This window comes from Micromonospora sp. NPDC048839, from assembly GCF_040649915.1.
Classification (GTDB): Bacteria; Actinomycetota; Actinomycetes; order Mycobacteriales; family Micromonosporaceae; genus Micromonospora.
This window is the reverse complement of the sequence record NZ_JBEZGL010000037.1, coordinates 1-25,461: the sequence shown is the minus strand read 5'-3', so window position 1 is coordinate 25,461 and position 25,461 is coordinate 1. Positions and strand designations below refer to the sequence as shown.

At 70.9% G+C, this 25,461-nt stretch carries 20 protein-coding genes; 5 read left to right on the top strand and 15 right to left on the bottom strand.

The annotated features are described in order from the left end of the window. Positions 1-23: 23 nt before the first annotated feature. The 7 genes from fxsT (AB0C25_RS36050) to AB0C25_RS36020 are packed head-to-tail and all read right to left on the bottom strand — an operon-like array spanning position 24 to position 13,154. Positions 24-3,893, bottom strand: coding sequence for an FxSxx-COOH system tetratricopeptide repeat protein (fxsT, locus tag AB0C25_RS36050; RefSeq protein WP_357379496.1), 3,870 nt, complete (start codon positions 3,891-3,893; stop codon positions 24-26). A gap of 33 nt (positions 3,894-3,926) precedes the next feature. Next, positions 3,927-7,787, bottom strand: coding sequence for an FxSxx-COOH system tetratricopeptide repeat protein (gene fxsT / locus AB0C25_RS36045; RefSeq protein WP_357379494.1), 3,861 nt, complete (start codon positions 7,785-7,787; stop codon positions 3,927-3,929). Further along, positions 7,777-9,027, bottom strand: coding sequence for a TIR-like protein FxsC (locus AB0C25_RS36040; protein ID WP_357379492.1), 1,251 nt, complete (start codon positions 9,025-9,027; stop codon positions 7,777-7,779). Before AB0C25_RS36040 ends, fxsT (AB0C25_RS36045) begins: the two co-directional genes overlap by 11 nt. Then, positions 9,024-9,689, bottom strand: coding sequence for a TIR-like protein FxsC (locus AB0C25_RS36035; RefSeq protein WP_357379490.1), 666 nt, complete (start codon positions 9,687-9,689; stop codon positions 9,024-9,026). Before AB0C25_RS36035 ends, AB0C25_RS36040 begins: the two co-directional genes overlap by 4 nt. Positions 9,690-9,742: 53 nt before the next feature. After that, entirely contained in the window at positions 9,743-10,555 is an 813-nt protein-coding gene (locus AB0C25_RS36030; protein ID WP_357379489.1) for an AAC(3) family N-acetyltransferase, read from the bottom strand. Further along, complete coding sequence (locus tag AB0C25_RS36025) at positions 10,548-12,956, bottom strand: FxsB family cyclophane-forming radical SAM/SPASM peptide maturase (RefSeq protein ID WP_357379506.1); 2,409 nt, start codon at positions 12,954-12,956, stop codon at positions 10,548-10,550. Before AB0C25_RS36025 ends, AB0C25_RS36030 begins: the two co-directional genes overlap by 8 nt. 6 nt (positions 12,957-12,962) lie before the next feature. Next, a complete protein-coding gene (locus AB0C25_RS36020; protein ID WP_357379487.1) occupies positions 12,963-13,154 on the bottom strand; it encodes a hypothetical protein in 192 nt (63 codons plus the stop codon). Positions 13,155-13,293: 139 nt separating this feature from the next. On the opposite strand from AB0C25_RS36020, the gene AB0C25_RS36015 reads away from it, so the two are divergent. Then, positions 13,294-13,542 (top strand): DUF2277 family protein, encoded by a 249-nt coding sequence (locus AB0C25_RS36015; RefSeq protein ID WP_357379485.1) that lies wholly within the window; start codon positions 13,294-13,296, stop codon positions 13,540-13,542. A gap of 13 nt (positions 13,543-13,555) precedes the next feature. On the opposite strand, the gene AB0C25_RS36010 is transcribed toward AB0C25_RS36015, so the two are convergent. Both AB0C25_RS36010 and selD read right to left on the bottom strand, forming a co-directional pair. Beyond that, positions 13,556-14,035: a hypothetical protein gene (locus AB0C25_RS36010; RefSeq protein WP_357247467.1), complete on the bottom strand. Its 480-nt coding sequence runs from the start codon at positions 14,033-14,035 to the stop codon at positions 13,556-13,558. A gap of 274 nt (positions 14,036-14,309) precedes the next feature. Beyond that, positions 14,310-15,299, bottom strand: coding sequence for a selenide, water dikinase SelD (gene selD, locus AB0C25_RS36005; RefSeq protein ID WP_357379483.1), 990 nt, complete (start codon positions 15,297-15,299; stop codon positions 14,310-14,312). A 195-nt stretch (positions 15,300-15,494) separates the two neighbouring features. On the opposite strand from selD, the gene AB0C25_RS36000 reads away from it, so the two are divergent. The 4 genes from AB0C25_RS36000 to AB0C25_RS35985 all read left to right on the top strand — a co-directional run bounded on the left by AB0C25_RS36000 (position 15,495) and on the right by AB0C25_RS35985 (position 18,816). Continuing rightward, a complete protein-coding gene (locus tag AB0C25_RS36000; RefSeq protein ID WP_357247462.1) occupies positions 15,495-16,250 on the top strand; it encodes an amino acid ABC transporter ATP-binding protein in 756 nt (251 codons plus the stop codon). Between the two features lie 56 nt (positions 16,251-16,306). Continuing rightward, on the top strand, positions 16,307-17,173 hold the full coding sequence (locus tag AB0C25_RS35995) for a glutamate ABC transporter substrate-binding protein (RefSeq protein ID WP_357379481.1): 867 nt from the start codon (positions 16,307-16,309) through the stop codon (positions 17,171-17,173). Between the two features lie 84 nt (positions 17,174-17,257). Further along, on the top strand, positions 17,258-17,932 hold the full coding sequence (locus AB0C25_RS35990) for an amino acid ABC transporter permease (RefSeq protein ID WP_357379479.1): 675 nt from the start codon (positions 17,258-17,260) through the stop codon (positions 17,930-17,932). Next, a complete protein-coding gene (locus AB0C25_RS35985) occupies positions 17,932-18,816 on the top strand; it encodes an amino acid ABC transporter permease (RefSeq protein WP_357379477.1) in 885 nt (294 codons plus the stop codon). Before AB0C25_RS35990 ends, AB0C25_RS35985 begins: the two co-directional genes overlap by 1 nt. 105 nt (positions 18,817-18,921) lie before the next feature. Here AB0C25_RS35985 and rny read toward each other — a convergent pair whose 3' ends face one another. The 6 genes from rny to AB0C25_RS35955 form a co-directional block, all read right to left on the bottom strand. Further along, positions 18,922-20,688, bottom strand: coding sequence for a ribonuclease Y (rny, locus tag AB0C25_RS35980; RefSeq protein WP_357379475.1), 1,767 nt, complete (start codon positions 20,686-20,688; stop codon positions 18,922-18,924). 834 nt (positions 20,689-21,522) lie between these two features. Further along, entirely contained in the window at positions 21,523-21,720 is a 198-nt protein-coding gene (locus AB0C25_RS35975) for a 3-keto-5-aminohexanoate cleavage protein (RefSeq protein WP_357379473.1), read from the bottom strand. Positions 21,721-21,732: 12 nt separating this feature from the next. Continuing rightward, a complete protein-coding gene (locus AB0C25_RS35970; protein WP_357379471.1) occupies positions 21,733-22,425 on the bottom strand; it encodes a regulatory protein RecX in 693 nt (230 codons plus the stop codon). Between the two features lie 13 nt (positions 22,426-22,438). After that, entirely contained in the window at positions 22,439-23,485 is a 1,047-nt protein-coding gene (gene recA / locus AB0C25_RS35965; protein ID WP_007456801.1) for a recombinase RecA, read from the bottom strand. Positions 23,486-23,669: 184 nt separating this feature from the next. Further along, on the bottom strand, positions 23,670-23,870 hold the full coding sequence (locus AB0C25_RS35960; RefSeq protein ID WP_357247444.1) for a DUF3046 domain-containing protein: 201 nt from the start codon (positions 23,868-23,870) through the stop codon (positions 23,670-23,672). A gap of 5 nt (positions 23,871-23,875) precedes the next feature. Continuing rightward, entirely contained in the window at positions 23,876-25,246 is a 1,371-nt protein-coding gene (locus tag AB0C25_RS35955) for an MFS transporter (RefSeq protein WP_357379469.1), read from the bottom strand. Between the last annotated feature and the right edge of the window lie 215 nt (positions 25,247-25,461).

The window sequence follows — 25,461 nt, the reverse complement described above, 5'->3', positions numbered from 1 at the left end:
CCACCCCGCCGCGCCGATGCGGGTCAGATCGTGTGCGGGTCGATGACCCGGACGATGAACCGCCGCTCCCGCAGCGTCTGGACGGTCGGGTGTTCCGGGCCGATCACCTCGGCCAACCGGTCCGCCACGGCGCCGACGTCCTCGACGGGGGCGCCGTCGCCGGTCCGCCTCGACACCAGGGCGAGATCACCGAGGCAGCGCAGCGTGTCGGGATGGTCCGCGCCGATCACCGAGGCCAGCCGACCGCCCGTCTCGCGCAGCCGGTCCCGCGCCGACTCCCAGTCGCCCTCCTCGGCGAGACACACCGCCTGGTTGACCTCCGCGGCGAGGGTGTGCGGGTGATCCGGGCCGAGCACCTTGCGCAACTCGCCCACCGCCCGGGCCGCCGACGCGAGCGCGTCCGAGCGGCGGCCGAGCGCCCGCTCCGCCGCCGAGATGTTGCTCACCGTCGCCAGGGTGTGCGGGTGCTCCGGGCCGAGCCGGAGTTGCTCCTGGTACGCCTGACTCACCGCGGTCATCTCGGTGAGCGCCCGGGCAGCGTCGCCCACGGCCAACAGGTTCGCCGCGCGGCTAGCCCGGCACGCCACCGTGTCCGGGTTGTCCGGACCGAAGCGTTCGCCGAGTTCGCGGTAGGCCGTCTCGAACATCGGCGCGGCCTCGCTGCCCCGACCGGAGCTGCGCAGGGACACCGCCAGGTTGACCTGAGCCACGAGGCTCTGGCCGTCGTCCGGCCCGAGCACCTCGCAGTACGTCTCGTACACCGTGCGCAGCAGGGTGGCCGACCTCTCGTACTCGCCAGCTTCCCGCAGGTCGCTAGCCAGACGCAGGGCGGAGACCAGGGTGTGGGGATGGGTGGGGCCGAGCACCAGCCGCCGCCGCTGGTGCACCTCGTCGTCCCACCGCCGGGCCGATCGGTAGTCGCCGAGCAGCCGGTACGAGACGGCGAGGTTGTTGGCCGCGCTCAACGTCCCCGGGTGGTCCTCACCGAACAGTTGGAGCCACGAGGCGTAGGTGGACCGGTCCCGTTCCAGCGCCTCGGCGTAGCGGCCGAGCGCCCGCAGGTCAGCGCCGAGGCCGCCGGCGGTCAACAGGCTGTGCGGGTGCAGCGGGCCCAGCAGCCGGCGTTGCTCGGCCAGCACCGCCTCGTCCAGGTCCCGGGCCTCGTCGAAGTGGCCCAGGCTACGCAGGATGTTCGCCCGGTTGAACCGCAGGTGCAGCACCTGTCGGCCCAGCGCCGACGCCTCGGCCTCGTCGTGCGTGTCGCCGAGCCGGGCGCTCCAGGTGTCGTCCACCTCCTGGCTGAACGCGTCGGCCTGATCCAGGCAGCCGCGAATCCACAGATAGCGGACCCGGTCGGTCAGCAGCTGACACACCCACTCGTCGGGGCAGGTCAGCGCCTCGGAGACCTCCAGATGCGGCCAGAGCATCCGCAGCCGGGCCCAGGAGGTCGGGTCGTCCACGTCGCCGCGGGGCCGGGACGCGGCCAGCACCAGGTGCGCCTGGTGTCGGGCGCCGTCGATCTCGTCGTCGGTCATCCGGTCGCGGACCACCGCCTGCAACAGCCGGTGCACCTGGACCCGACCGCCCTGCACGTCGAGCTTGAGCAGCGCCAGACGGTTGATCTGCTGGACCAGCGCGCCGCGCACGAGCCGTTCCGACACCGACGGGTCGAACGGCACGAGGGCCGCCGCCATCTCGTCGCTGTAGACGAGTTCGAGGGCGATCTCCGGGGCCAGCACCGAGCACAGCTGCAACAACCGGTACGCGGCCGGCGCCTGTTCGAGCAGCCGGTTCAGCGACAAATCCCACGTCGCCTCCACCGAGAGGGCGCTCGGGCCGTGCCGCTCGATCTGCCGCAGGTAGTCGGCTACCGACGTGCCGGTGTCGGCGAGCCAGGCGCCCGCCGCGGCCACCGCGATCGGTAGGTCGCCGAGCGCCTCGGCCACCCGGTCGGCCTCCTCGGCGCTGATCGTGGGCACCCGCTGGGCGAGGTGCGCGACGGCCTCGGCACGGTCGAAGACGTCCACCTGGATCGGGTTCGCCCGGTCACCCCAGGCACGGTTGCGGGAGGTCAGCAGGACGTGCCCGGGGCCCTGCGGCAGGAAGGGCTCGATCTGGTCGAGCTCTTCGGCGTTGTCGAGCACGACGAGCCACCGCTCGTACGGCTCACCACGGCCGAGCACCTGGAGCACCGACCGGACCGTGTCGGGCAGGGTGGGACCGACGAGGATGCCGAGGCGAGCGGCGAGGTCGGCGAGGGCGGTGTCGACGAACTGCGGCGGGTCCGCCACGATCCACCAGACCACGTCGTACGCGGACTTGAACCGGTGCACGTATTCCAAAGCCACCTGCGTCTTACCGACGCCACCCATGCCCTGCAGGGCGACCGGCAGCACCACCGCGCTGCCCCCGCTCTGCAACTGCGCGCGCAGCCGCGCCAGGTCGCCCTCGCGGCCGGTGAACCGGGCGTTCCGGTTGGGGGCGTGGAAGATCAACGGCTCGGTGCCGGGATAGCGGGTGGCCCCGCCCGCCGGCCCGTCCGCCGACGACGGCACCGGCCGGCCGACCAACCGCAACACCCGCTCCACAGCGGTCGCGGCGCTCACGTTGACCAGGTTGGTGTAGCTCCGGGCCGGAAATTCGGCCAACGGGCGCAGGTCGGCGACATACACGGCGAGGGCCGTGGAACCGGCGCTCGGGTCCCGGTCGGGCAGACCGCCGGACGGCGTCGCCACGTAGGCCGGCGAGACCACGGTCAGCGTGCGCGGGTACGGCGTACCGGCCGGCCCGACAGCGGCCATCGGCTCCACCACCCGCAGCCCGGCCGAGCTGAGCACCCGCTCCAGCCACTCGGCCCAGATGGCGTCCTCCGGCGCGTACCGGAGCACGATCTGGTCGTCGATCGCCTCGGTGCGTCGACGGAAACGGGCCTTGCCCCGCTCCCGCACCGACTCGTCCATCACCGGCAGCGCGGTTACCGCACCATCGGTGAGGATCCCGGTCAACGTCTCGAACGCGGCCAGCAGCGACGTCGGGGAGCCGGGCGGGTCGCAGAATGTCGCCAACTTCTCCTCGTACGCGTAGAACGGCCGGTACGGGACCTCCACCGCGGCCCAGTAACGCCGCCGTTCCGCCTCGGTCATGCCGGCCGGCAAACCGGCGAACCGGCGCATGGCCAACAGACGACCAGCCTCGCTCTGCTCCTTCACGGCGTGGTCGACCCGCATCGGCACTGGCAGGACCCGGATGTCCCGCCGCCGGTACCGGTCCCGGACCGAGTGCGCGACCCGGGCCGCGCCGTCGATGCCCTGGTCGCTGAGGGTGAAACAGTCGACCAGGGTGTCCGGCAGGTGCATGGTGCAGATGTCGGCGACGTCGCTCAACCCGGTCCGGCTGTCGATCAGGGTGAAGTCGTACTGCCGCTTCATGTCCGCCCGCAGCGCCTCGAAGAACTGCGCCCCGCCCAGCCGGTTGTAGAAGTTTTCCCAGTCCAGCCCGCTCACCGAGACGGCGTAGTCGCTGTTCTGCCGGCCGGCGGAGAGGAAGTCGAGGCCGCCGCCGTCGGGGAAGTTCCAGCGCAGCGAGAACGCGTGCCGGCCGACCCGGGCGTACTGCTCCAACCAGCGGTCCGGCCGGTCGTCGACCCGGGTGGTCTCCCACTCGTAGTCGCGGATCATGTCGATCACGCCGCTGGCGCTCTGGATCGCCTCGGTGTCCAGGAACGGGTGGAAGAAGCGGTGCAGGCCGGGTGACTCGAGATCCCAGTCCGCGACCAGCACCCGCTTGCCGTTGGCAGCGAGGATCCACGCGATGTTGGCCAGCGCCGTCGTCCGTCCCGTTCCACCCTTGAACGAGTAGAAGGTGATGACCTGACCTTCGCGATCAGCGCTCATGCCTGTCCTCTCTGGACCGGGCGTCGTACCCGATCAGAACGGGTGCGGGTCGATGATCCGGGCGACCAGCCGTCCCTCCCGCAGCGCCCGCACGCTCGGGTGATCGGCCGCGACCACCTCGCCCAGCTTGACGACCGGGTCGGTGATCGCCGCCGACGGCCGGTCGCCGTCGCTGTCCCGCAGGACGAGATCCAGGTTCGCCCGGCAACGCAGGGCGTCCGGATGGCTCACTCCGGACTTGCCATCCCAACGGTCCGCGGTCGCGCGGAGGCAATCGATCGCGGCGTCCCGGCCACCCTCCTCGGCGAGACAGATGCCGAAGTTCTCCTCCGCCGCGAGGGTGTGCGGGTGGTCCGGCCCGAGCATCTCGCGCAGCGCGCTGGCGGCCCGTTCGGCCGTGGCGCGGGCCTGGGCAGCCCGACCCACGGCTCGCTGCGCGACGGCAAGGTTGCTGAGCGCACCCAGGGTGTGCGGGTGGCGGGCACCCAGCCGCCGCTCGTAGATCATCGCCACCTGCTCCGCCTCGGCCACGGCGCGATCGTTCTTGCCGAGTGCCAGCAGATTGGCCACCAGAGCCGCCCGGCAGATCAGGGTTTCGGGGTTGTCCCGCCCGAACTTCGCCTCGAGCACCGGGTACGCCGCGTCCAGCAGTCCGGCTGCCTGCGTCTCCTGGCCCGCACAACGCTGCGACACCGCGAGGCTGACCTGGGCGCTCAAGGTGTCCCCCGCCTCGCTGCCCATCTCCTTCAGGCCGGTGAGTTGATCACGGAGGTCGCTCAGCATCGCCGCCGATTTGCCGTACTCGCCGGCCTCTCGCAGATCGCGGGCCAGTTGCGCGATCGAGTGCAGCGTGTACGGGTGTTCGGGGCCGTGCACGAGCCGGCGGAGCTGGAACACGGCATCGTCCCCCTTCCGCGCCGACTCGAAATCGCCGACGAGGCGATAGGAGTGCGCGAGGTTGTTGCCCGCGATGAGCGTCCGCGGATGCTGTTCGCCGAACTCCTTACTCCAGACGTTGTAGGTCTTTTTGTCGTGCTCGAGCGCCTCGGCGTAGCGGCCGACAGCCCGCAGGTCGGCGCCCAGGCTCCCGGCCGTCATCAGGGTGTGCGGATGCCGGTTGCCCAGGAGCTCCCGCTGCTCCCCAAGGACCTGATCGTCGAGGGCGAGTGCCTCGTCGTAGCGGGCCAGTGCCCGCAGCACGTTCGCACGGTTGAAGCGCAGGTGCAGCAACTGTCGGAGCAGCGTGGCGACCTCGTTGGTGCCCTGGAGGCGGTCCAGCCCCGCCGACCAGACTTCGTCGGCCTCCGCGGCGAACGCGTTCGCCTGGTCGAGGTCACCCCGACGCCACAGATACCGCACCCGGTCGATGATCAACTCGCGGGCCGACTCATCCTGGCTGCTCACCACGCCGGAGGGCTCAAAGTGCGGCCAGAGCATCCGGAACCTGTCCCAGGTCTGTGGATCGTCGGTGTCGCCCTTGGGGCGGGCTCCAGCCAGCACCTGGTGCACCTGGTGTCGGGCGTCGGCGAGCTCCTGCACGGTCATCGTTTCCCGCACCGCCGCCTGGAGCAGCCGGTGCACCAGCACCCGCTTCTCCGATGTGTTGATCGTGACCAGCGCCGACCGGTTCATCTGCTGGACCAACCGCCCCCGCACGTCGCGCTGGGAAACCTCGGGGTCGAACCGCTCCAGCGCCGCAGCCATCTCGTCGCTCTGCAGCAGCAGATCCGTGTGGATCTCCGGGGCCAGCACCGAGCAGAGCTGCAACAAGCGGAACGCCGCCGGGAACTGCGTACGCAACCGTGCCAGCGACAGGTTCCAGGTGGCCTCCACGGAGAGGGCGGTGGGCCCGTGCCACTCGATCTGCTCCAGGTACGCGTCGACCGAGGTACCGGTGTCCGCCAGGTACGCGCCGGCGGCGGCCACCGCGACCGCCAGGTCCCCCAACGCGTCGGCGATCCGCCCGGCCTCCTCTTCGGTGAGGGAGGGCACCCGGCGTCGCAGGTGGACGACGCTCTTCGCGCGGGCAAAGACGTCGACCTGGACCAGGGTGGCCAACTCCGCCCAGGTCGGGCTGCGGGAGGTGAGCAACACGTGGCCACCGCCGGTCGGCAGAAAGCCCTCGACCGGGTCGACCTCCTCGGCGTTGTCGATCACCAGCAGCCACCGCCAGCGCTCACCCCGCCCGAGCGCCTCCCGCACCGCCCGGACGTCGTCAGCCCGGTCCGGGTGGCCACCGACACCGAGCCGGGCGGCGAAGGCCGCCAGGGACTTCTCCACGTCGGCGCCGGCCGACTCCGTCGCGCCGATGGTGATCCACCAGACCACGTCGTACGCCGACTTGAACCGGTGTACGTACTCCAGGGCGAGTTCGGTCTTGCCGACACCGTCCATCCCCTGGAGGGCGACCGGCTTGGCGGGGGTCAGGTGTCGACGCAGGTAGGCCAGCTCACCTTCGCGGCCGGTGAAGCGCGCGTTGCGGTCTGGGGCCTCGAAGACGGCAGGCTCGGCGGCCGGGAAGCGCAGGCCGGCGTCGGCCGGATCGTCGGCACGCAGCGGCGGCGGTCGGTCCACCAGCCGAAACAGCTGCTCCGCGGCCTCCTCGGCGCTGACGTTGAACAGATTGATGGACGAGGCCACCGGGAACTCCGCGAGGGGCCGAAGATCACTCACGTAGACCGCGAGCGGAGTGGTGCCGGCCGCCGGGTCGCGCGGGGGCAATGCCGCAGGGGGCAGCGCCACGTAGGCCGAGGAGAGGATGGTCAGCGTACGGGCCGGCGGCTTCGCGCCGGGCTCGGCCGGTTGGGTCCCGTCGACGACCCGGACACCTGTGGAGCTGAGCGCCCGCTCGATCCATTCCGCCCAGACCGCGTCCTCCGGGGCGTAGCGGAGCAGGAGGTCGTCGGGGAGCGCGGAGCGGCGCCGGAAGCGGGCCTTCTGCCGCTCGCGCACCGACTCGTCCATCGGCGGCATCGCGCTCACCTCGCCGTCGGTCAGCTCCGCGGTGAGCCTCTCGAACGCGGCCAGCAGTGAGGTGGGCGAGCCGGGATCGTCGCCGAAGGTCGCCAGCGTCTCCTCGTACGCGTAGAAGGGTCGGTACGGCACCTCCACCGCCGCCCAGTAGCGCCGACGCTCCTCCTCCGTCATACCGGTGGGGAGCCCGGTGAATCGACGCATCGCGAGCGCCCGTCCGGCGTCGGCCTTCTCCTTTTCCGCCTGGTCGACCCGCATCGGCGCCGGCAGGATCCGGATGTCGCGCTCTCGGTGGTGCTCGGCGGTACGGGCGACCCGAGCCCCGCCGTCGATGCCCTGGTCGCTGAGGGTGAAGCAGTCCACCAGGATGTCCGGCAGGTGCAGCGTGCAGATGTCGGCGACGTCGCTGAGCCCGGTCCTGCTGTCGATCAGCGTGTAGTCGTACTCGCGTTTCATGTCCGCGCGCAGCGCCTTGAAGAACCGGGCGCCATTCAGCCGGTGGTAGAAGGTGTCCCAGTCCAGGCCGCTCACCGAGGTGGCGTAGATGCTGTCCTGCCGGCCGGCGGAGAGGAAGTCCAGCCCACCACCGCCCGGGAACTCCCAGCGCAGCGAGAACGCGTGCTGGCTGACCCGGGCACACCGCTCGACCCAGCCCTCCGGCCGTTCCGCCCCGCGGATGATCTGCGACTCGTATTCCCGGATCAGGTCGATGACACCGCCGGTCCCGCCGATCGTCGCCTCCTCCAGGAAGGGGTGGAAGAAGCGGTGCAGGCCGGGCGATTCGAGATCCCAGTCGGTGACCAGCACCCGCTTGCCGTTGGCTGCCAGGATCCACGCGACGTTGGCCAGCGCCATCGTCCGGCCCGTTCCACCCTTGAACGAGTAGAAGGTGACTATCTTTCCGTCGCGCTCACTGCTCATCGGGCACCTCCGGGGCTTTGAACGATGACGGGACCGGGGTGCGCAGGCTGGGTGGCCGAGTGCCCGGCCCCGCTGCCGGGAACACCGCGCCGTGCTTCAGGTAGAGCCGCCGGGCCTCGGTCACCAGGGTCGGCATCAACCCGGCGAACTCGTCCATGCGGCCGACCCACCGGGCTCGTGTCATTCCCGCGTCCTGGAGCACGCCGAGCGCCAGCCGGGCCAGATCGGCGCTGCGCTGGGCGTCGCGCGGGTCGTCGGCGTCGGTCACCACGAGCGGGACCGCCCACTGCGGAAGCGCCCGCGCGGCGGCCCGCAGGGTGGACACGCCGTCGGGTAGCTCGGTGACCCACGGGTCGATCAGGACCACACCCGGGCGGATCTCGAGCAGGTCCTCGGCGTCGACGAAGTCGGTGGTGCGCACCGGCAGACCGAGTCGCTCGGCGGTGCTCGCGGCGTACTCGGCCAGCGGGAGTTCCTGTCGCGCGCCAAACGGGCGCCAGAGCGAACTGCGCTCGTCGTACGAGGACGGCTCCCGTCCCTGCGGCGGCCGATCCCGGGTGGGCGCCAGCACCGCCACCACGAACGCCGGGTCTGCCGAGGTCTGCCGCGACACCTCGTCCAGGGCTGGCGCTCGGGACGGGCGCAGCCAGAACCGCTGGGTGGGCTCCACGATCCGCCGGGCCAGCCGCCCGAGCAGGACCCGATACTGGTCCTGGTAGGCGTTGAGCATGCAGAGCGCTCGCATGCCGTTCTCGGCGTACTCGGGGACATCCCGTCCCAGGTCCAGTGCCGCATCGAGCTCGGGATGGGCTTCCCAACTGGGGACCGGGATCCAGAGCACCGGTGCCACGTGTTCGGCCGCCACGACGGGAGGCACCGACCCCGCGCCCGCGGCCGTGAGCAGTCTGGCAAGGAAGGATTTCTGCTCGCCCAGCGCCCACGGCCTGTTGAAGTAGCCCGGCGAGTAGAGCGGCACGAACACCTGGGCCGCGCCGAGCGCACCCGCCAGGGCAGCCTTCACGTCGGCGCCCGGGGGGATGTGCTGGTCGATGAAGCCGATCTCCACGCCCGGCCGCGGGGACGCCAGCCGACCCACCTCGTGCGACAGGTCGGCGAAGAACCGACGGACCCAGACGTCGGTTTCGGTGCGGGCGCTCCGCACCGGTGCGGAATGCGCATAGCTGAGGAAGAAGTACGTCTCACGCGTCGGTGCCGCCCCCGCGGCGGTGAGCGGCGTCATACGGCTGCCTCCTCGGTGAAGACCGTGCGCAACTCGTCGACGCCCTTCGGCACCAGCGGATGGACGTGGTAGGCCCGGTGGATCGCGACCACCCGCTGGGCCAGACGCCACACCACCGCGCGGTACGCCTGCTCCATCTGCATGGTCAGCAACCCGTAGACCCCCTCCTGCTCGTACTGGCGCGCAACGGAGTTGTCGTCCCGTATCGCGGTTGGCGAGAACCGTTGGATGGCACGGAGGCTCGGGGGCAGTGCCGCCTCGGCGGTGGGCGACCAGTTGACGGGCACGATCGCCGACTCATGCGCGGAGGCACCTGGACTCAGCGGCTCGATACGGCGTCGCGCGAAGGCGTGCCACTCCATCGCACACCATGTGCTGGTGATGAAAGAGCTGGACACCAAGGGGATGAAAACCTGGCAGGTGCCGGCCGCGTTCAGCAGTTCGGGGGTCCACCGCTCACCGCCGGAGAGCGTGCTGTCCAGGAAACCGGGATCTACCCCGGTCGGCAGCCCGACCAGCTCACTGACGTGCGTGGAGAGGTCGTCGAAGAACCGGAAGACGTACTCCTGGGGGTTGTTTCCGGCCCGCCGGACCGTCGGACGGGAATAGCTCACGAAGAACAGCGGGGTTCGCGAATTAACGACCGCCACCGCTTCGCTCACCGTCGTTCCTCCGCCGGCCGGAAAGCGACCGGATTCTCAGCGTAAGGCGTACGTCAATGGTTCGGGCTGATCCGGTTGCTGACGAACCACTCTACGGCGAAGTCCACTGTGGCGGGTATCGGTAGCAGTCGGGCGATCGCCCGACCAACCGTGGCACGACGCACGAAGGGCTGATCGTCCAGGCACGCGCCGAGATCGTCGAAGTCGCTGTCGTCCAACTTCGGCGCGACGAAGTCGCAGCGCAGCCGCCCTTCGCCGACCTGACGGTAACAGCGATAGACCTGGTTCGGCACGCTGGGCAGCCGGTACTCGGCCAGGTGCAGAGCGGTGCACGCCTCGTAGCCGACCCCGAGGAGCAGCACGTGGCCCCCGCTGTCGTACATCCGACCAATCGGCGACCGCTGCCCAAGGTGGGAGTCCAGGGCATGATCGGCCGTCAGCGACTCGGCTCGGCGTCCGACGGCGGCGAACGAGGTCTGCGGGTGGTCACTGCGCACGGCTCCCGGCAAGAGGCGTACGTACTCGGCCAATGCGCCGACACCCTGCGCGGGAGTGCGCCCGCGGTCCCAGCCCGGCAGGGTCGCCTCGTACCGGAGCCGCTCGTCGGCGCTCATCCCCCGGGTCGCCTCGTGCCAGGTACGCGAGGTCGTCGAGTTGCCCGCGTTGTGGGTCGGCACGACGAGCGTGCCCCCCGGACCGAGCGCCATGCTGAGCGCCTCGATCAGGGTCTCCGCCCCCTTGGTCAGCGGGCCCACCCGACGCAGTGACGAGTGCACCAGGACGTCCTGCCCGGCGGCGAGACCTGCGGCGCGCAACCCGGCGGCGATGGTGCCGACGTCGAACGGGGACCTTGGCGGGTCAGCCACGAACCAGCCCCGCCAGCGCACGTCCCAGCCCCGCGACGAAACGCTCCCCGGCTGCGGTCAACGAACGGCTCGCCGCCAACTCGTCGAGCGCCTCCCCCGTCCAGCGGTGGAATCGGTCGGCGTGGGTCGCGGCCATCCGATCAGCGGGTCGGTCGGCGACCGCCCGGGCATGCCAGATCTCGGCAACCGCCAGGTGGGCGTACGCGCCCTGGAGCACCCCTTCGACTGGCCGCGGATCGGGACGCCAGGGAACCGACAGCCGGACCGGCGATCCCGGTTCGACCAGGTCGTACAGGTCCAGCACCGCACCGAGTTTGGAGTGCTGCCACTCGTGCACGAGCAGCACGGCGAGGGCCTCCGGGTCGGCGATCGGCCCCACCGCCACCGCGCCGAACGCGGCGCGGGCGGTGGCACTGCGTAGCGCGCCCGTAAGCGAGGCGTCCAATGGAACGACAGCGCGCATTCCCACAGTCATCGCCGTCGCGTGGTGGGGGACATCCCGCTCGGCAAGCCGCCACGCCTCGGTGACCGTTTCCACCAGATCGGCGGCCGGCCGCTCCGCCAGGCGTTCCCGTACCGACTGCCCGTAGCAGTCCCGTGCCGGGTCCAGGTCCTCGATGATCACCTCGTGGCCGGGCAACCTGCTCCGTCGGGTCGGCCGCCAACCCGAGGGCCAGCCGGCCGGCTCGTCCAACCTGACGTCGTACGGTTCGGATCCGACGAGCAACCGGAAGCCGCCAGGCCGGACGGTGAGCACCACGGTGTCGATCCCCGTCGACGGCACCCGGAATGCGCCCAGCGTGGGCAGGAAGACCTCACCACCAGCGACGGGGACCTGGACCTCGGCGGGAATTCCGGCGCGAACGGCGGCCGCCGCGGCGAGCGCGGCGACCGGGTCCGGTTCGGGGAAATGCGACCCGGGTTGCCGGGGACCCGACAGCAGACTGGTCAGGCGAGGGCGTAGAAATGGATGTCGGAGCACGGTACGTAGCGTTGCCGGCGCGGTCGTGTCCAGGTCGACGAGGATGTCCCATCCGGGGCCGGGCGCCGCCGTATCCCGGCTGGCCGCCAGGAGCGCGCGGACGATGGCCAACTCGGCGTCGACCAGGAACGCGATCGATTCCGGGCCACCACCTCCGCCGGCGAGATCGTCCAGGATCCGCTCCGCATCGAACGGCACCGGTTCGGCGTCCGGCCGGTCCGGCGACGGCCGGGGAGTGGGGATCTCCCCGGGCGGTCGCGGCGCCCCCACACGGTCGACTGTCGTGGCCGGCCCGGGCGGGTGCCGGTCGATGATTGAGATCAACTTTCGGAGGTCGGCGCAGTAGACCGACGGGTTGTCGAACCCAGCGCCGGTCCGGTAGCGGTGCGCGTAAAGTCCGCCGCCGCAACGCGCGACCACCGGGCAGGACTGGCAGATCGAGGAGAGCCCGGCCAGCCCGGTCTGCCGGGTGGCCACCCCGGGATGCCGCGCCGCCTCGTCCACCGTGTGGTCGAAGACCGTCAGGCCGGTACGGGCGGCACCGTCGTACGCCGCCTTCAGCGAGTCCGCCTGCTCCCAGGTGCCGTCGGTCTCGACAACCAGCAGGTCGGCCGGCCCGAGGCCGACAGCCTCCGTGCCCGCCGGCGTCCCGCCCGGACACAACGCGTCGAACAGGCGGATCGACACCCGCCGGCCGTCGTCCACCCACCGCCGGTAGATCCGGCCCAGCCAGTCGGCGTAGGGGGTCGGGGAGCCGCCCGGTCGAAACGGTGGATGATCCCAGGTGTGGTGGGGCAGCAGCAGGTCGATCCGGGGTGGTTCCTCGGCGAGCAGAGCCGCGTAAACCGCCTCGGGGTCGTTGGCCACGTCCACCGTGCAGAGGATCCCGGCGTAGCTGGTGCGGTACTCGGGGCGCCGGAGCAGGGCCAGAGCCTGTCGGACCGGATCGTGGCTGCTGGCGCCGTTGGCGAAGCGGCGGTGCCGGTCGTTGGCAACGCGGTCGCCGTCCAGGGAGACCCCGACCTTGACGTCGTACTCGACGAAGAGGTCGCAGAACGCGGGATCGAGCCGGACGCCGTTGGTCTGCAACCGCAGATCGAGCGGGGCGACCGGGTCGATCACCGTTCGCAGGCCGCCGAGGATCTGCCGCATCCGGGCCGGACCGAGCAGCAACGGTTCGCCGCCGTGCAGCACGACGTGGACCACCGGCAGGTCGCGTGCCCTGGCATGCTCGGCTATCCGGGCGGCGGCGGCGTCCAGCGTCGCCGCGGCCATCTCGCGCGGCCGGCCCCGCCAGGTCTGGTCGACGTGCTCGTAGACGTAGCAGTGATCGCAACTGAGATCACAGCGGCTATGCACCTTCAGGACATACTGGCTGATCGCAGCGCTGGGCGGAGCCGGCGCGGATCGCCCAGCCATCATGGGTCAGATGGCCGAGTTGAAGGCGGCGATGGGCACGACCGTCTCCGCCGGGCCGGTGACCGGAGGGAGGACGCGGCGCAGGAGCACGTCGACCGTCTCGGAGTGCTCGGCCGCGACCTGGTCGAGCCGAGTCCTCAGGATCGACGCGATCAGGTCGGAACTGCGACCGGCGGGCGATGCGGGCTTCTGGTCCACAGTGAGTCTCCGGGTCCCGCGGACGCGCCGCGGGAGGTGTGATGGACGGCCCGAGGGCCCTGACGCGCCACCAGAATAGGCAACAGCCCCAACGATGCCATCGTTGGTCAAATAGCGCACCAACCGAGGAGGAACTCACATGTGCCGGAGCATCAAGACGCTGCGTGAGCCGTTCACCCCGCAGGTGACCGACGCGGATGTCGAGGCGGCGGCGTTGCAGTACGTCCGGAAGATCTCTGGCTTCCGGGCGCCCGCCGCACACAACGCCGCCGCGTTCGACGCCGCGGTGGCCGCCGTGACCGCGGCGACGCGCGACCTGCTCGACCAACTGGTGGTGCGGGGCGCCGGATCGGGCACCCCGGACCGGCAGGCCAACGCCGCCACCTGATCGCCGCCGCGGATCAGGCCGCGGCGAGCGCCGGGACGACCGTGTCCGGCGCCCAGCGTGAACGGTGGCACTGCGACCAGCCCCGACAGCCCGGGTCGCCCACCGTGCAGAGCCGGTGCCTGCTGAGCACCTCACCGTCCTCGGTGTCCCGTACGTCGAAGTGCACCGGACGCACCGTGCCGTCCGGGGCGACGAGCAGGTGCCGGCCCGCGTCGAGCGTGTCGTCGCGCAACAGGCAGTTGCGGCCCAACAGTCGAGCGAGCGCGGCGATGCTGGCGTGCTCGGAGAGCCGCTCGGGCACCCCGTAGCAGTCCACCACCGTCGCGAACTCGCCCGGCGCCTCCCAGACGTCGCACACCACCGCGTACGCCGGCAGCCGTGCCGGGTCGGCCACCGCCAGCGGCATCACCACCCGACCAAGCGCCTCGGCCAGCGCCGGGTAGACCTCCACGGGTCGAGCCCCGTCGATTCTCCAGTTCCACAGCTCGGTCATTCCGCCTCCTCGCTGCGTTCGTCCCACCGGCCTCCGGATCGGGCCTTACTCACGATGGTGGGGGGCATTTGACCCCAGGCGGGGGCAAGTTACCGGTCTGTGACCATTCCGGGCAAAATTTCCCTGAGCCGCATTGCTCGGAGTAGCGGGAAGGTGACAGTTTATCGGCTATGGTGCGCCGACCGCACCACCGCGACCGCGTGTCCGGCGAGCGGCCCTCGCGTGTCCGGCCAACGGTGACCACCGCGCCTTCCGGCGTCGACCAGCGGAAACGTCAGCGCAGGACGACGAGGTGCTCGCCGCGCGGCAGCAACTCACCCACCACGGGAGCGCCCGGAACCTCACCGGCGACCAGCAGGCCGCCGGAGGTCTGCGCGTCGGCCAGCAACAGCCGCTCATCCTCCCCCACGGCACCGAAATCGGTCCACGGCGTGACCCACTCCAGATTGCGCCGGCTGCCGCCGCTGACGTACCCGTCGCGGAGCGCTTCCCGGGCACCCGCCAGGTACGGCACGCGGGCCGCGTCGATGGCCACCGTGAGCTGGCTGGCCCGGGCCAGCTTCGAGGCGTGCCCGAGCAGCCCGAACCCGGTCACGTCGGTGCCGCAGCGGATGCCCGCGGCGACCGCCGCGCGGGCGGCCTCCCGGTTGAGCGCGCTCATCGAGGCCACCGCCTCCGGAAAGGTCTCACCGGTGGCCTTGTGTCGGGTGTTGAGCACACCCACTCCGAGCGGCTTCGTCAACGACAACGGGATTCCGGCCACTCCGGCGTCGAGAGTGATCAACTCCTCCGGACGGACCGTGCCGGTGACCGCGAGCCCGTACTTCGGGCCGTCGTCGTCCACGCTGTGGCCGCCGGCCAGGTGACAGCCGGCCTCCCGCGCCACGTCCTGGCCGCCGCGCAGGACCTCGCCGGCCAACTCCATCGGCAGCACGTCGCGGGGCCAGCAGAGCAGGTTGAGCGCGACCAACGGGGTGCCGCCCATCGCGTACACGTCGGAGAGCGCGTTGGCGGCGGCGATCCGACCCCAGTCGTAGGCGTCGTCGACCACCGGGGTGAAGAAGTCGGCGGTGGTGACCAGCCCGGTCCGCTCGTCCAGGCGGACCACCGCCGCGTCGTCACCGTGGTCCAGCCCGACCAGCAGCTCCGCGGTCCCGGTGGCCGGGCCGAGACCGGACACCATGACCTCCAACTCACCGGGCGGGATCTTGCAGGCGCAGCCACCACCACGGGCGTAACGGGTCAGGCGTACCGGTTCGGTCATCCCCCCATGATCTCGACAACGCGCCACGATCGCCACCGTTGTCACCCGCACAGTGACCGGAATCGGACGCTCGTCGACGATCGTTACCGGTGTTATCGCTCCGTGACCCGCTGAGTTGCATACCGCCACATCAGGCCGCCTACAGTGGCCGCACCGGGGGTCAACCGACCCCGATCCGGGAGACGACAGGGGACGGTGGACGACGTGACGACGGGCGAACCGCTCATCGTGCTGGACGCGGTCAACAAGTGGTTCGGGCCGCTGCACGTGCTGGACGACGTCTCATTGTCGGTGGGTCGGGGTGAGGTGGTCGTGGTGATCGGCCCGTCCGGCTCCGGCAAGTCGACGCTGTGCCGCGCCATCAACCGACTGGAACCGATCAGCTCCGGCAGCATCACCTTCGACGGTCAGCCGCTGCCGGCGGAGGGCAAGCCCCTCGCCAAGCTGCGCAGCGAGGTGGGCATGGTCTTCCAGTCCTTCAACCTCTTCGCGCACAAGACCATCCTGGAGAACGTCACCCTCGGCCCGATCAAGGTCCGCAAGGAAAAGCCGGCCGCCGCCCGCGAGCGCGGCCTGGCCCTGCTCGACCGGGTCGGCATCGGCAACCAGGCGGACAAGTTCCCGGCCCAGCTCTCCGGCGGCCAGCAGCAGCGCGTGGCCATCGCCCGAGCGCTGGCCATGCAGCCGAAGGCGATGCTCTTCGACGAGCCGACGAGCGCCCTCGACCCGGAGATGGTCGGCGAGGTGCTCGACGTGATGACCTCGCTGGCCCGCGACGGCATGACGATGGTCGTGGTCACCCACGAGATGGGTTTCGCCCGGCACGCGGCCAACCGGGTCATCTTCATGGCCGACGGCAAGCTCGTCGAGGACGCCTCCCCGGCGGAGTTCTTCGAGAACCCGCGCAGCGAGCGGGCGAAGGACTTCCTCTCCAAGATCCTCACGCACTAGGCGTCCGTAGTGGAGCGCGCCGACCACCGGCGGGCTCCTGAAAGAAGGAGAAGAGTATGCGTATCAAGCGCATTGCGGCAGTCGCCGCGGTCGCGGCTCTGGCCGTCACCATGACCGCCTGTGGCGGGGACGAAGGCGGCAGCACCGGCAGCTCGGGCGCCAAGGGCATCGTCGGCAAGGCGGAGAAGCAGAAGAAGCTCGTGATCGGCGTCAAGGCCGACCAGCCCGGCCTGGGTCTGCAGACCGGCAGCCAGTACGAGGGCTTCGACATCGAGATTGGCAAGATCATTGCCAAGGGCCTCGGAGTCGAGGCGAACAACATCGAGTGGAAGACGACGGTCTCCAACAACCGGGAGCCTTTCATCCAGCAGGGCACCGTCGACCTGGTGGTGGCCACGTACACCATCAACGACGAGCGCAAGCAGAAGGTCAACTTCGCTGGCCCGTACTTCATCGCCGGCCAGGACCTGCTCGTCAAGGCCGACTCGACGATCACCGGCCCCGAGGGCCTGGAGGGCAAGAAGGTCTGCTCGGCCTCGGGCTCCACGCCCGCCAAGCGGATCCAGTCGGACTACCCGAAGGCCAAGCTGCAGCAGTTCGACGCGTACTCCAAGTGCCTGCCGCTGCTGGAGAACGGCCAGGTCGACGCCGTCACCACGGATGACATCATCCTCGCCGGCTACGCCGCCCAGTCGCAGTACGCCGGCAAGTTCAAGGTGGTTGGCAAGACCTTCTCCAACGAGCCCTACGGCATCGGCCTGAAGAAGGACGACAAGGACGGCTGCGAGAAGGTCAACGAGATCCTCAAGACCGCCGCCTCGGACGGCACCTACAAGGCCGCCTGGGACACCAGCCTGGGCAAGAGCGGCAAGGCCGCCCCCGAGCTGGACACCACCAAGCTGACCAACTGCGGCAGCGTCTGACCGGTCCCGGGGGCCGACATCCGATCACGGGTGTCGGCCCCCGGTCCGTGACGACGCCGACGACCTGCCCCCGGGAGCCGACGCATGCACGTATTCGCTGATCCGACGAACTTCGACGCGTACCTGTCGGGTTTTATCTGGATCCTCAAGCTGACCGGCGCGTCGGCCTTGTTCGCGCTGGTGCTCGGCCTGGTACTCGCCGCCATGCGGGTCTCGCCGGTCCCCGTGCTGCGCGGCTTCGGGGCGGCCTGGGTCAACATCTTCCGCAACACACCGCTGACCCTGGTGGTCTTCTTCTGCTACTTCGGGCTGTACTCCAACCTCGGCCTGACCCTCTCCGACGACCTGGACCTGAACAATTTCTGGCTCGGGGTCGTCGGCCTGTCGGTGTACACGGCCTCCTTCGTCTGCGAGGCGCTGCGCTCCGGCGTCAACACGGTGCCCACCGGGCAGGCCGAGGCGGCCCGCGCGATCGGTCTCACCTTCATGCAGACCCTGCGGATCGTGGTGCTGCCCCAGGCCACGCGCTCCGTGATCGCGCCGCTGGGCAGCATCCTGATCGCGCTCTGCAAGAACGCCACGATCGTCGGCACGATCGGGTTGATGGAGTCCTCAAACGTGATGAAGCAGCTCATCAACGACAACGGCGACGCGGTCATCATGATCTTCCTGGTCTTCGCCGGCACCTTCGCCGCCTTCCTGATCCCCACCGGCTACGCCTTCGGCTGGCTGGCCAACCGACTGGCGGTGAAGCGCTGATGAGCACCGACTCCGTCCTCTACGACCACCCGGGGCCTCGGGCACGCATCCGCAACGCGGCACTGACCGTCGTCTTCGGGGTCGCCCTGGCCGGGCTGCTCTGGTGGGTCTACGCGAAGTTCGACGAGGCGGGCCAGTGGGACGGGCAGCTCTGGAAGCCCTTCACCGAGGCCACGACGTGGACCCAGTTCATCGGGCCCGGCCTGCTCGCCACACTCTGGGCGGCCGCGACCGGCATGGTGCTCTCGCTGGCGTTCGGCATCATCTTCGCGGTCGGCCGGCTCTCCGAGCGTCGCTGGATCAGCATTCCGTCCGGCGCGGTGGTCGAGTTCTTCCGCGCCGTACCGCTGCTCCTCATGATCTTCTTCATCTTCTACGGCGTGCCGTTCGTGATCAAGGGGCCGGTGACCGCGTTCTGGGCCGTCGTGATCGGGCTGACGCTGTACAACGGCTCGGTCCTCGCGGAAGCGTTCCGGGCTGGAATCCGCTCGCTGCCCGGCGGGCAGGCCGAGGCCGCGTACGCGATCGGCATGCGCAAGAGCCAGGTCATGCAGCTGATCCTCGTGCCGCAGGCCGCCCGGGCGATGCTGCCGGTCATCGTCAGCCAGCTGGTGGTGCTGCTCAAGGACACCGCGCTCGGCTACATCGTCGCCTACCCGGAGCTGCTCCAGCGCGGGGTCAACGACCTCGCCGCGAACAAGGGCAACATCGTCGCCGCGGCCATCGTGGTGGCCGCGATCTACATCGTGATCAACTCGCTGCTCACCGCACTGGCCAACTGGCTGGACCGGCGCAGTCGTCAGCGTGGCTTCCGCGCCCAGCGACGGACCGCCACCGACGCCACGCCGGTGGGCGGCCACACGGTCAGCGAACCGCAGGGCTGACCGGCGGAGCGCTTCCCGCCGGGCCGCCAGGCGCTTTTCTTGATATCGGGGTGTCCCCACCACGGGGACACCCCGATATTGCTGAACTCGTGGTGAGCGGGCCGGTCAGCGGGCGATCTCGGTGACCCGGGACTCGCGGACCACGGTGACCCGGATCTGACCCGGGTAGGTCAGCTCCTCCTCGATCTGCTTGGCCACGTCGCGGGCCAGCACGGCCGCCCCGATGTCGTCCACGTCGTCCGGCTTGACCATCACCCGGATCTCCCGGCCTGCCTGCATGGCGAAGACCTTGTCCACACCGAGCTTGCTGGCCGCGATCTCCTCGATCCGCTCCAGCCGCTTGACGTACGCCTCCAGGCTCTCCCGGCGCGCGCCCGGCCGACCACCGGAACAGGCGTCGGACGCCTGGGTCAGTACGGCCTCGATGGTCTGCGGCGGCACCTCGTTGTGGTGCGCCTCGATGGCGTGCACCACGTCCTCGTGCTCGCCGTACTTGCGGGCCAGGTCCGCGCCGATGATGGCGTGGCTGCCCTCCACCTCGTGGGTGAGCGCCTTGCCGATGTCGTGCAGGAACGCCGACCGCTTGATGATGGGCACGTCCAGCCGCAGCTCGGCGGCCATGATGCCGGCGATGTGCGCGGTCTCGACCAGGTGCTTGAGCACGTTCTGCCCGTACGAGGTGCGGTAGCGAAGGCGACCGAGCAGGGCCACCAGCTCCGGGTGGATCTCGGTGATGCCGACCTCGACCAGAGCGTCCTCGGCGGCGCGGAGGCAGAGCTGCTCCACCTCCTGCCGGGCCAGGTCGTAGACCTCCTCGATCCGGTGCGGGTGGATCCGCCCGTCCAGGACCAGCTTTTCCAGGGTCAACCGACCCACCTCGCGGCGGACCGGGTCGAAGCAGGAGAGCAGCACCGCCTCGGGAGTGTCGTCGATGATCAGGTTGACGCCGGTCACCGACTCGAAGGCGCGGATGTTGCGCCCCTCGCGGCCGATGATCCGCCCCTTCATCTCGTCACCGGGCAGGTGCAGGACGCTGACCACGCTCTCCGCGGTCTGTTCGCTGGCGACCCGCTGGATCGCGTCCACCACGATGTGGCGGGCCCGTTGGTCGGCGGTGTTGCGCGCATCGGACTCGATGTCACGCACCAGCAGCGCCGCCTCCCGCTTGGCCTGGGTCTCGATCGCCTCGACCAGCTCCAGTCGTGCCGAGTCGGCGGTGAGCCCGGCGATCCGTTCCAGCTCGCGGCGGCGTAGTTCCTCCGACTCGGTCAACTCGGCCTCGCGCTTGGCGAGTGCGGACTCCCGGGCCGCGAGGGCGGCCTTCGCCGCGGTGAGCTGCCGTTCCCGCTCGGCGAACCGCTCCACCTCCTCGGTGTGCATCCGCTCCCGCTCGTCCATCCGGGCGGCCCGACGTTCCACCTCGGCGGCCTGCTCGCGGGTGGTGGCGGCGAGCACCGCGACCTCCCGCTCACCGCTGCGCCGCGCCGTCGTGCGCAACTGCTCGGCGTCCGCCTCGGCCTGCTTGTGGGCGCGCTCCAGGACGGTGTCGGCCTCGGCGCGGGCGTCGTCGAGGACCCGGCGTGCCTCGGCGCGGGCTGCCTTCGCCTCGGCCTTCGCCGCCGCAGCCTCGGTACGGGCTGCCGCAGCGGCGGACTTCGCCACGTCGATCGTGCTGTTCGCCTCGTCGGCCGCGGTCCGCAGGGCCGCGAGGGACTGCTCCTGGCGGTCCTTCTCGGCGATGAAGGCGGGATCCTCCGGAGCCGGCGCGGCGCCCATCCGGCGCATCGTCCGGATGCCGACCAGCACGGCCCCGATCACCACCACCGCGAGGACGAGGACGGCCGCGAGGAGCACGACGTCGAACGCGTTCATGCCGGGACCCTGTCGGGTCTACCGATGAACCTGTGCCGCCGCCCCGCCATGGCCGCCTCCCCTAAGGTCGAGACCGCAGCGACCGTGCCGGGGGCACACTCCTGCGGCTGTGGACGCCCGACCGGAGCGGCTGGCCGTGGGTAGCTCTCTCCGCCGGCGGTGCCCGCAGGCAACGTCGGCGACCGGGTGCAGTTGTCGCGGCGTTCCGGACCGGCCTGTCCGGAGTTGCCGCCAAAGGCCGCGGAGTCGGCCAAAGTGATGCTGTCTTGTTACGCGATCTATGTTGTGCGCTTAGCCTGCAATGGTCGGGCAATGTGAGCCTGTATGGCGAGGCTAGGTCTCCGGGGGTGCTCTGGTCAAGGACTCATGATCAAACCCCCCGAACGGAGAGAAGTTGCATCGTCACCCAAAGGTGATGCTGTGTCGGACACGACGGGACAAACGCGGCGAGGCACCCGCCCCGATCGGGATGTCGTGCCTGTTCAGCGACGGCAGCACCCCTCGGGGAGCCGACTGTGTGACACCAACGACCCCACGTCCGCGCCCGACCCCCCGGCAGGCTCGCCCCGACCAAGATCACACTCGTCCCGCCAAGATCACACTCGCCGTGCCAAGATCACACTCGCCGTGCCAAGATCGCGCCTCGCCCGCCAAGATCGCGCCTCGCCCGCGAAGATCGCGCCTCGCCCGCGAAGATCGCGCTAGATCGTGGATGTAGTGGCCTCACCCCGCGAGGACCCCACTACATCCTGGATCGAGCACGATCTTGGCCGGCGGCCAAGGGGACGCCGTGCGCCCAGCGCGGCGTCGTGCGGTCAGCGCGGCGTCGTGCGGTCAGTGGGCGCCGGCCGCCAGCGCGGCGGTGACCAGTGCGGCATTGTGCGGCGCTGGTGTGCCGTCGGGCAGCAGGAGTGTGTCCTCCAGGCCGATCCGGGCGTGCAGACGCGTGATCGGCACCGCGGGGTGGACGTCGCGTCCGCGCCCACCGTTCAGACACGCCTTCACCGTCGGCCCACCCCACAGCGCCAGCACCCAGCGCGACTCTCACCCGATCGAGCGGTTGTCGCGGTCCAACTCGCCCTCGGCGTCGGCGAGGGCGTCGGCGTCGATCTGCTCGGCGAACTCGGCCGCCTCGGCGCTCTGCGCGGCCAGCGCGTCCTTCACCGCCCGGATCGCCACGCCGGGCGGGTAGCCCTTGCGGGCCAGCATGCCCACCAGTCGGCGGAAGACCGCGTCGGGCTCACCTCGGGCCGTGCGTAGCTTGCGCTCCACCAGGCCACGGGCGGTGTCCGCCTCGGTCTCCTCGTCCAACTCATCCAGCGCCTCGGTGGCCACCTCGCCGTCCACGCCCTTGCGGCGCAGCTCGTTGGCGAGCGCCCGGCGAGCGAGGCCGCGCCCGGAGTGCCGGCTGGACACCCAGGCACGGGCGAACGCGGCGTCGTCGATGATGCCGACCTCGTCGTACCTGTCGAGCACCTCGGCCGAGACCTCCTCGGAGATGCCTCGTTTGGCCAGCGCACCGGCCAGCTCGGCCCGGGTACGGGGCCGGACCGCGAGCTGCCGCAGACAGATCTCGCGGGCCACCTCCGACTCGTCACGAGGCGGAGACTCGACCGCGTCGGTCTCGGCGGAGCGCCCACGGCGGCCCTGACGGGGGCGCGGTGGATCGGTGGCGTCGCCCGTACGGGGTGGGCTGGCATCCCAGCCCCGCCCCGTACGGGCGCGTCGTCCTGCCATGGGTCAGCGACCGTCAGAAGTCGACAGGCGGCAGCTCGGGGCCACCGGCGGCGTCACCCGCGCCGACACCGACGCCGAGCTTCTCCAGGATCTTCTTCTCGATCTCGGCGGCCACGTCCGGGTTTTCCTTCAGGAACTCCCGGGCCTTCTCCTTGCCCTGGCCGAGCTGGTCGCCGTCGTACGTGTACCACGCTCCGGACTTGCGGATGATCGCCTGCTCCACGCCGACGTCGATCAGCGAGCCCTCACGCGAGATGCCCTTGCCGTACATGATGTCGAACTCGGCCTGCTTGAACGGCGCGGCGACCTTGTTCTTCACGACCTTGACCCGGGTGCGGTTGCCGACCACGTCGGTGCCGTCCTTGAGGCTCTCGATGCGTCGCACGTCGAGCCGGACCGAGGCGTAGAACTTCAGCGCCCGGCCACCGGTGGTGGTCTCCGGGCTGCCGAACATGACGCCGATCTTTTCCCGCAGCTGGTTGATGAAGATCGCCGTGGTGCCGGTGTTGCTGAGCACACCGGTGATCTTCCGTAGTGCCTGGCTCATCAGCCGGGCCTGGAGGCCCACGTGGCTGTCGCCCATCTCGCCCTCGATCTCGGCGCGCGGCACGAGGGCCGCCACCGAGTCGATCACGATGATGTCCAGGGCGCCGGAGCGGATCAGCATGTCCGCGATCTCCAACGCCTGCTCGCCGGTGTCCGGCTGGGAGACCAGCATCGCGTCGGTGTCGACGCCGAGGGCCTTCGCGTACTCCGGGTCGAGCGCGTGCTCCGCGTCGATGAAGGCGGCGATGCCGCCGTTGCGCTGGGCGTTGGCCACCGCGTGCAGTGCCACCGTGGTCTTACCGCTGGACTCGGGACCGTAGATCTCGACCACCCGGCCGCGCGGCAGACCGCCGATGCCCAGCGCCACGTCGAGCGCGATGGAGCCGGTCGGGATGATCGCGGTCTGGACGACCGGCCGGTCACCCAGCCGCATCACCGAGCCCTTGCCGAATTGCTTGTCAATCTGAGCGAGAGCAAGGTCGAGTGCCTTCTCCCGGTCAGGCCCTGCTGCCATGGTTGCCACCCCTGCCTTCGCCGGCGTCTTTGCTGAGCTTCGCGTCACGCGGACACGCTAGGCGCTAGGTCCGACAGAAAACCAGCCGACGGGCCGCGAGCTGTGGACGAGCACCCCGCTGTGGACAATAGCCGAACAGGTGTACGACTCGACAAGCGACACGCGGAAGCGACGAAAAGGCTGCTCAGCGTAGTCGGGCGGGCACTCGGTCGGGGTACGCGGCACATACCGCCCGCCACACCACGTGCGTCTGCTCCCCCGACGACAGAGCCTGCTCGATGGTCCGTCCGCCGAGCTGCGACAGCACCTGATCGCGGGCGATGCTGGCCGCGTAGCCGGGCCCGAACGCCTCGTCAAGGCGCGTCCAGAAGTCGGTCAGCCGCACAGTGATCAGCCCTCCTCGTCCGGTGCCCCGGTCGGCACCGGGCGCAACGCTAGCGCCACCAGGGGCACCGCCGCGACCGCCGCGAGCAGGGTGAGCACCGGATAACCGGCGAGCTGCATGACAAACCCGCTCACCACGGCGGCAGCGGCCCCGGCCAACCCCATGATCAGGTCGCAGAACCCCTGGACGCTCGGCCGCACGTCGGCCGGCACCGACTCGGACAACAGGGTCGAACCGGCCACCATCGTGCCCGACCAGCCCAGCCCGAGCAGGGCCAGACCCACCGACAGCCGGGGTGTGTGGTGCCCGGCGGTGCCGGCGACCGCACAGGCGGCCAGCAGCAGCCCGACCCCACCCAGGATCACCGCCCGCCGACCGAGCCGGTCGGTGAGCCAACCCACCACCGGGGAGAACGCGTACATGCCCGCGATGTGCAGGCTCAACACGATGCCGACCAACCGCAGCACGTCGGCGTCGGCGTGCGACTCACCGAGCCGGACCGGCGTCATCGCCATCACCGCCACCATCACCAGGTGACCGACCGCCACCGCGGCGATGCCGAGCCGCGCGGCCGGCCGCCCGCGTACCACCGACCAGGCCGTCCGCATCCCGGCGGCGCGCGGCGCGCGTACCTTGACCGGCGCGACGGCCGGCGGCGTCTCGGCCGCCACGGTGGTCGCCGGCGCATCGGTGGCCGGCGGTGGGCCGGCGAAGGGCGCGTCGGCCGCCGCGAGCCGCCGCGCGGTGAGCAGCGGGTCGGGCCGGAGCAACCCGAGGAGTACGACGGCAGCCAGCACGAACGCGGCCGCGCTGAACGCGAACGGGCCGGCCAGCGCGGGCAGCCCCCAACCGGAGGTGACCCGGTCGGCCAGCGCGGCGAAGTTCGGCGCGGCCACCGCACCGATGGTGGTGGCCCAGACGATCAGGGAGAGCTGCCGCCCCCGGCGGGCCGGCTCGGCGAGGTCCACCGCCGTGTAGCGGGCCTGGAGGTTCGCGGCGGTTCCCCCGCCGAAGAGCAGCATGCCGACGAAGAGCAGCGGCACCCAGCGGGTGGCCGCGGCCAGCACCACCAGCACACCACCGACGGCGCCGATCGCGTACGCCAGCACCAGGCCGGGCCGGCGACCGTGCCGCGCCATGATCCGGGTGACCGGGACGGCGAGCAGCGCCGCGCCCACCACCCCGGCGCTCTGCGCCACACCGGCCATCGCGGTGCCGGCGATCCGCGCGGCGAGCAGCGCGCCCACGGCGATGCCGATGGTCACGCCGATCCCACCGATGATCTGGGTGGTGAAGAGCAGCCGCAGGGTACGCCGCTGGATCGACGCGACGTCGGGTCGGGCGGCGGTACGCGGCGCGGTCAGGTCGGTCGCCATCGGCGCTCCTCGGGACGGGTGCCCCATCCTCGCGCACCCACCCCGACCAGCGGCAGTGGGTTTCGCCCACAGCCGACATCCGCCCACCCCGGCCGCCCACCGCCGTCCGCCGCCGTCCGCCGCCGTCCGCCGCCGTCCGCCGCCGTCCGCCGCCGTCCGCCGCCGTCCGCCGCCGACCGCCGCCGACCGCCCGCCGCCCGCCGCCCGCCGCCCGC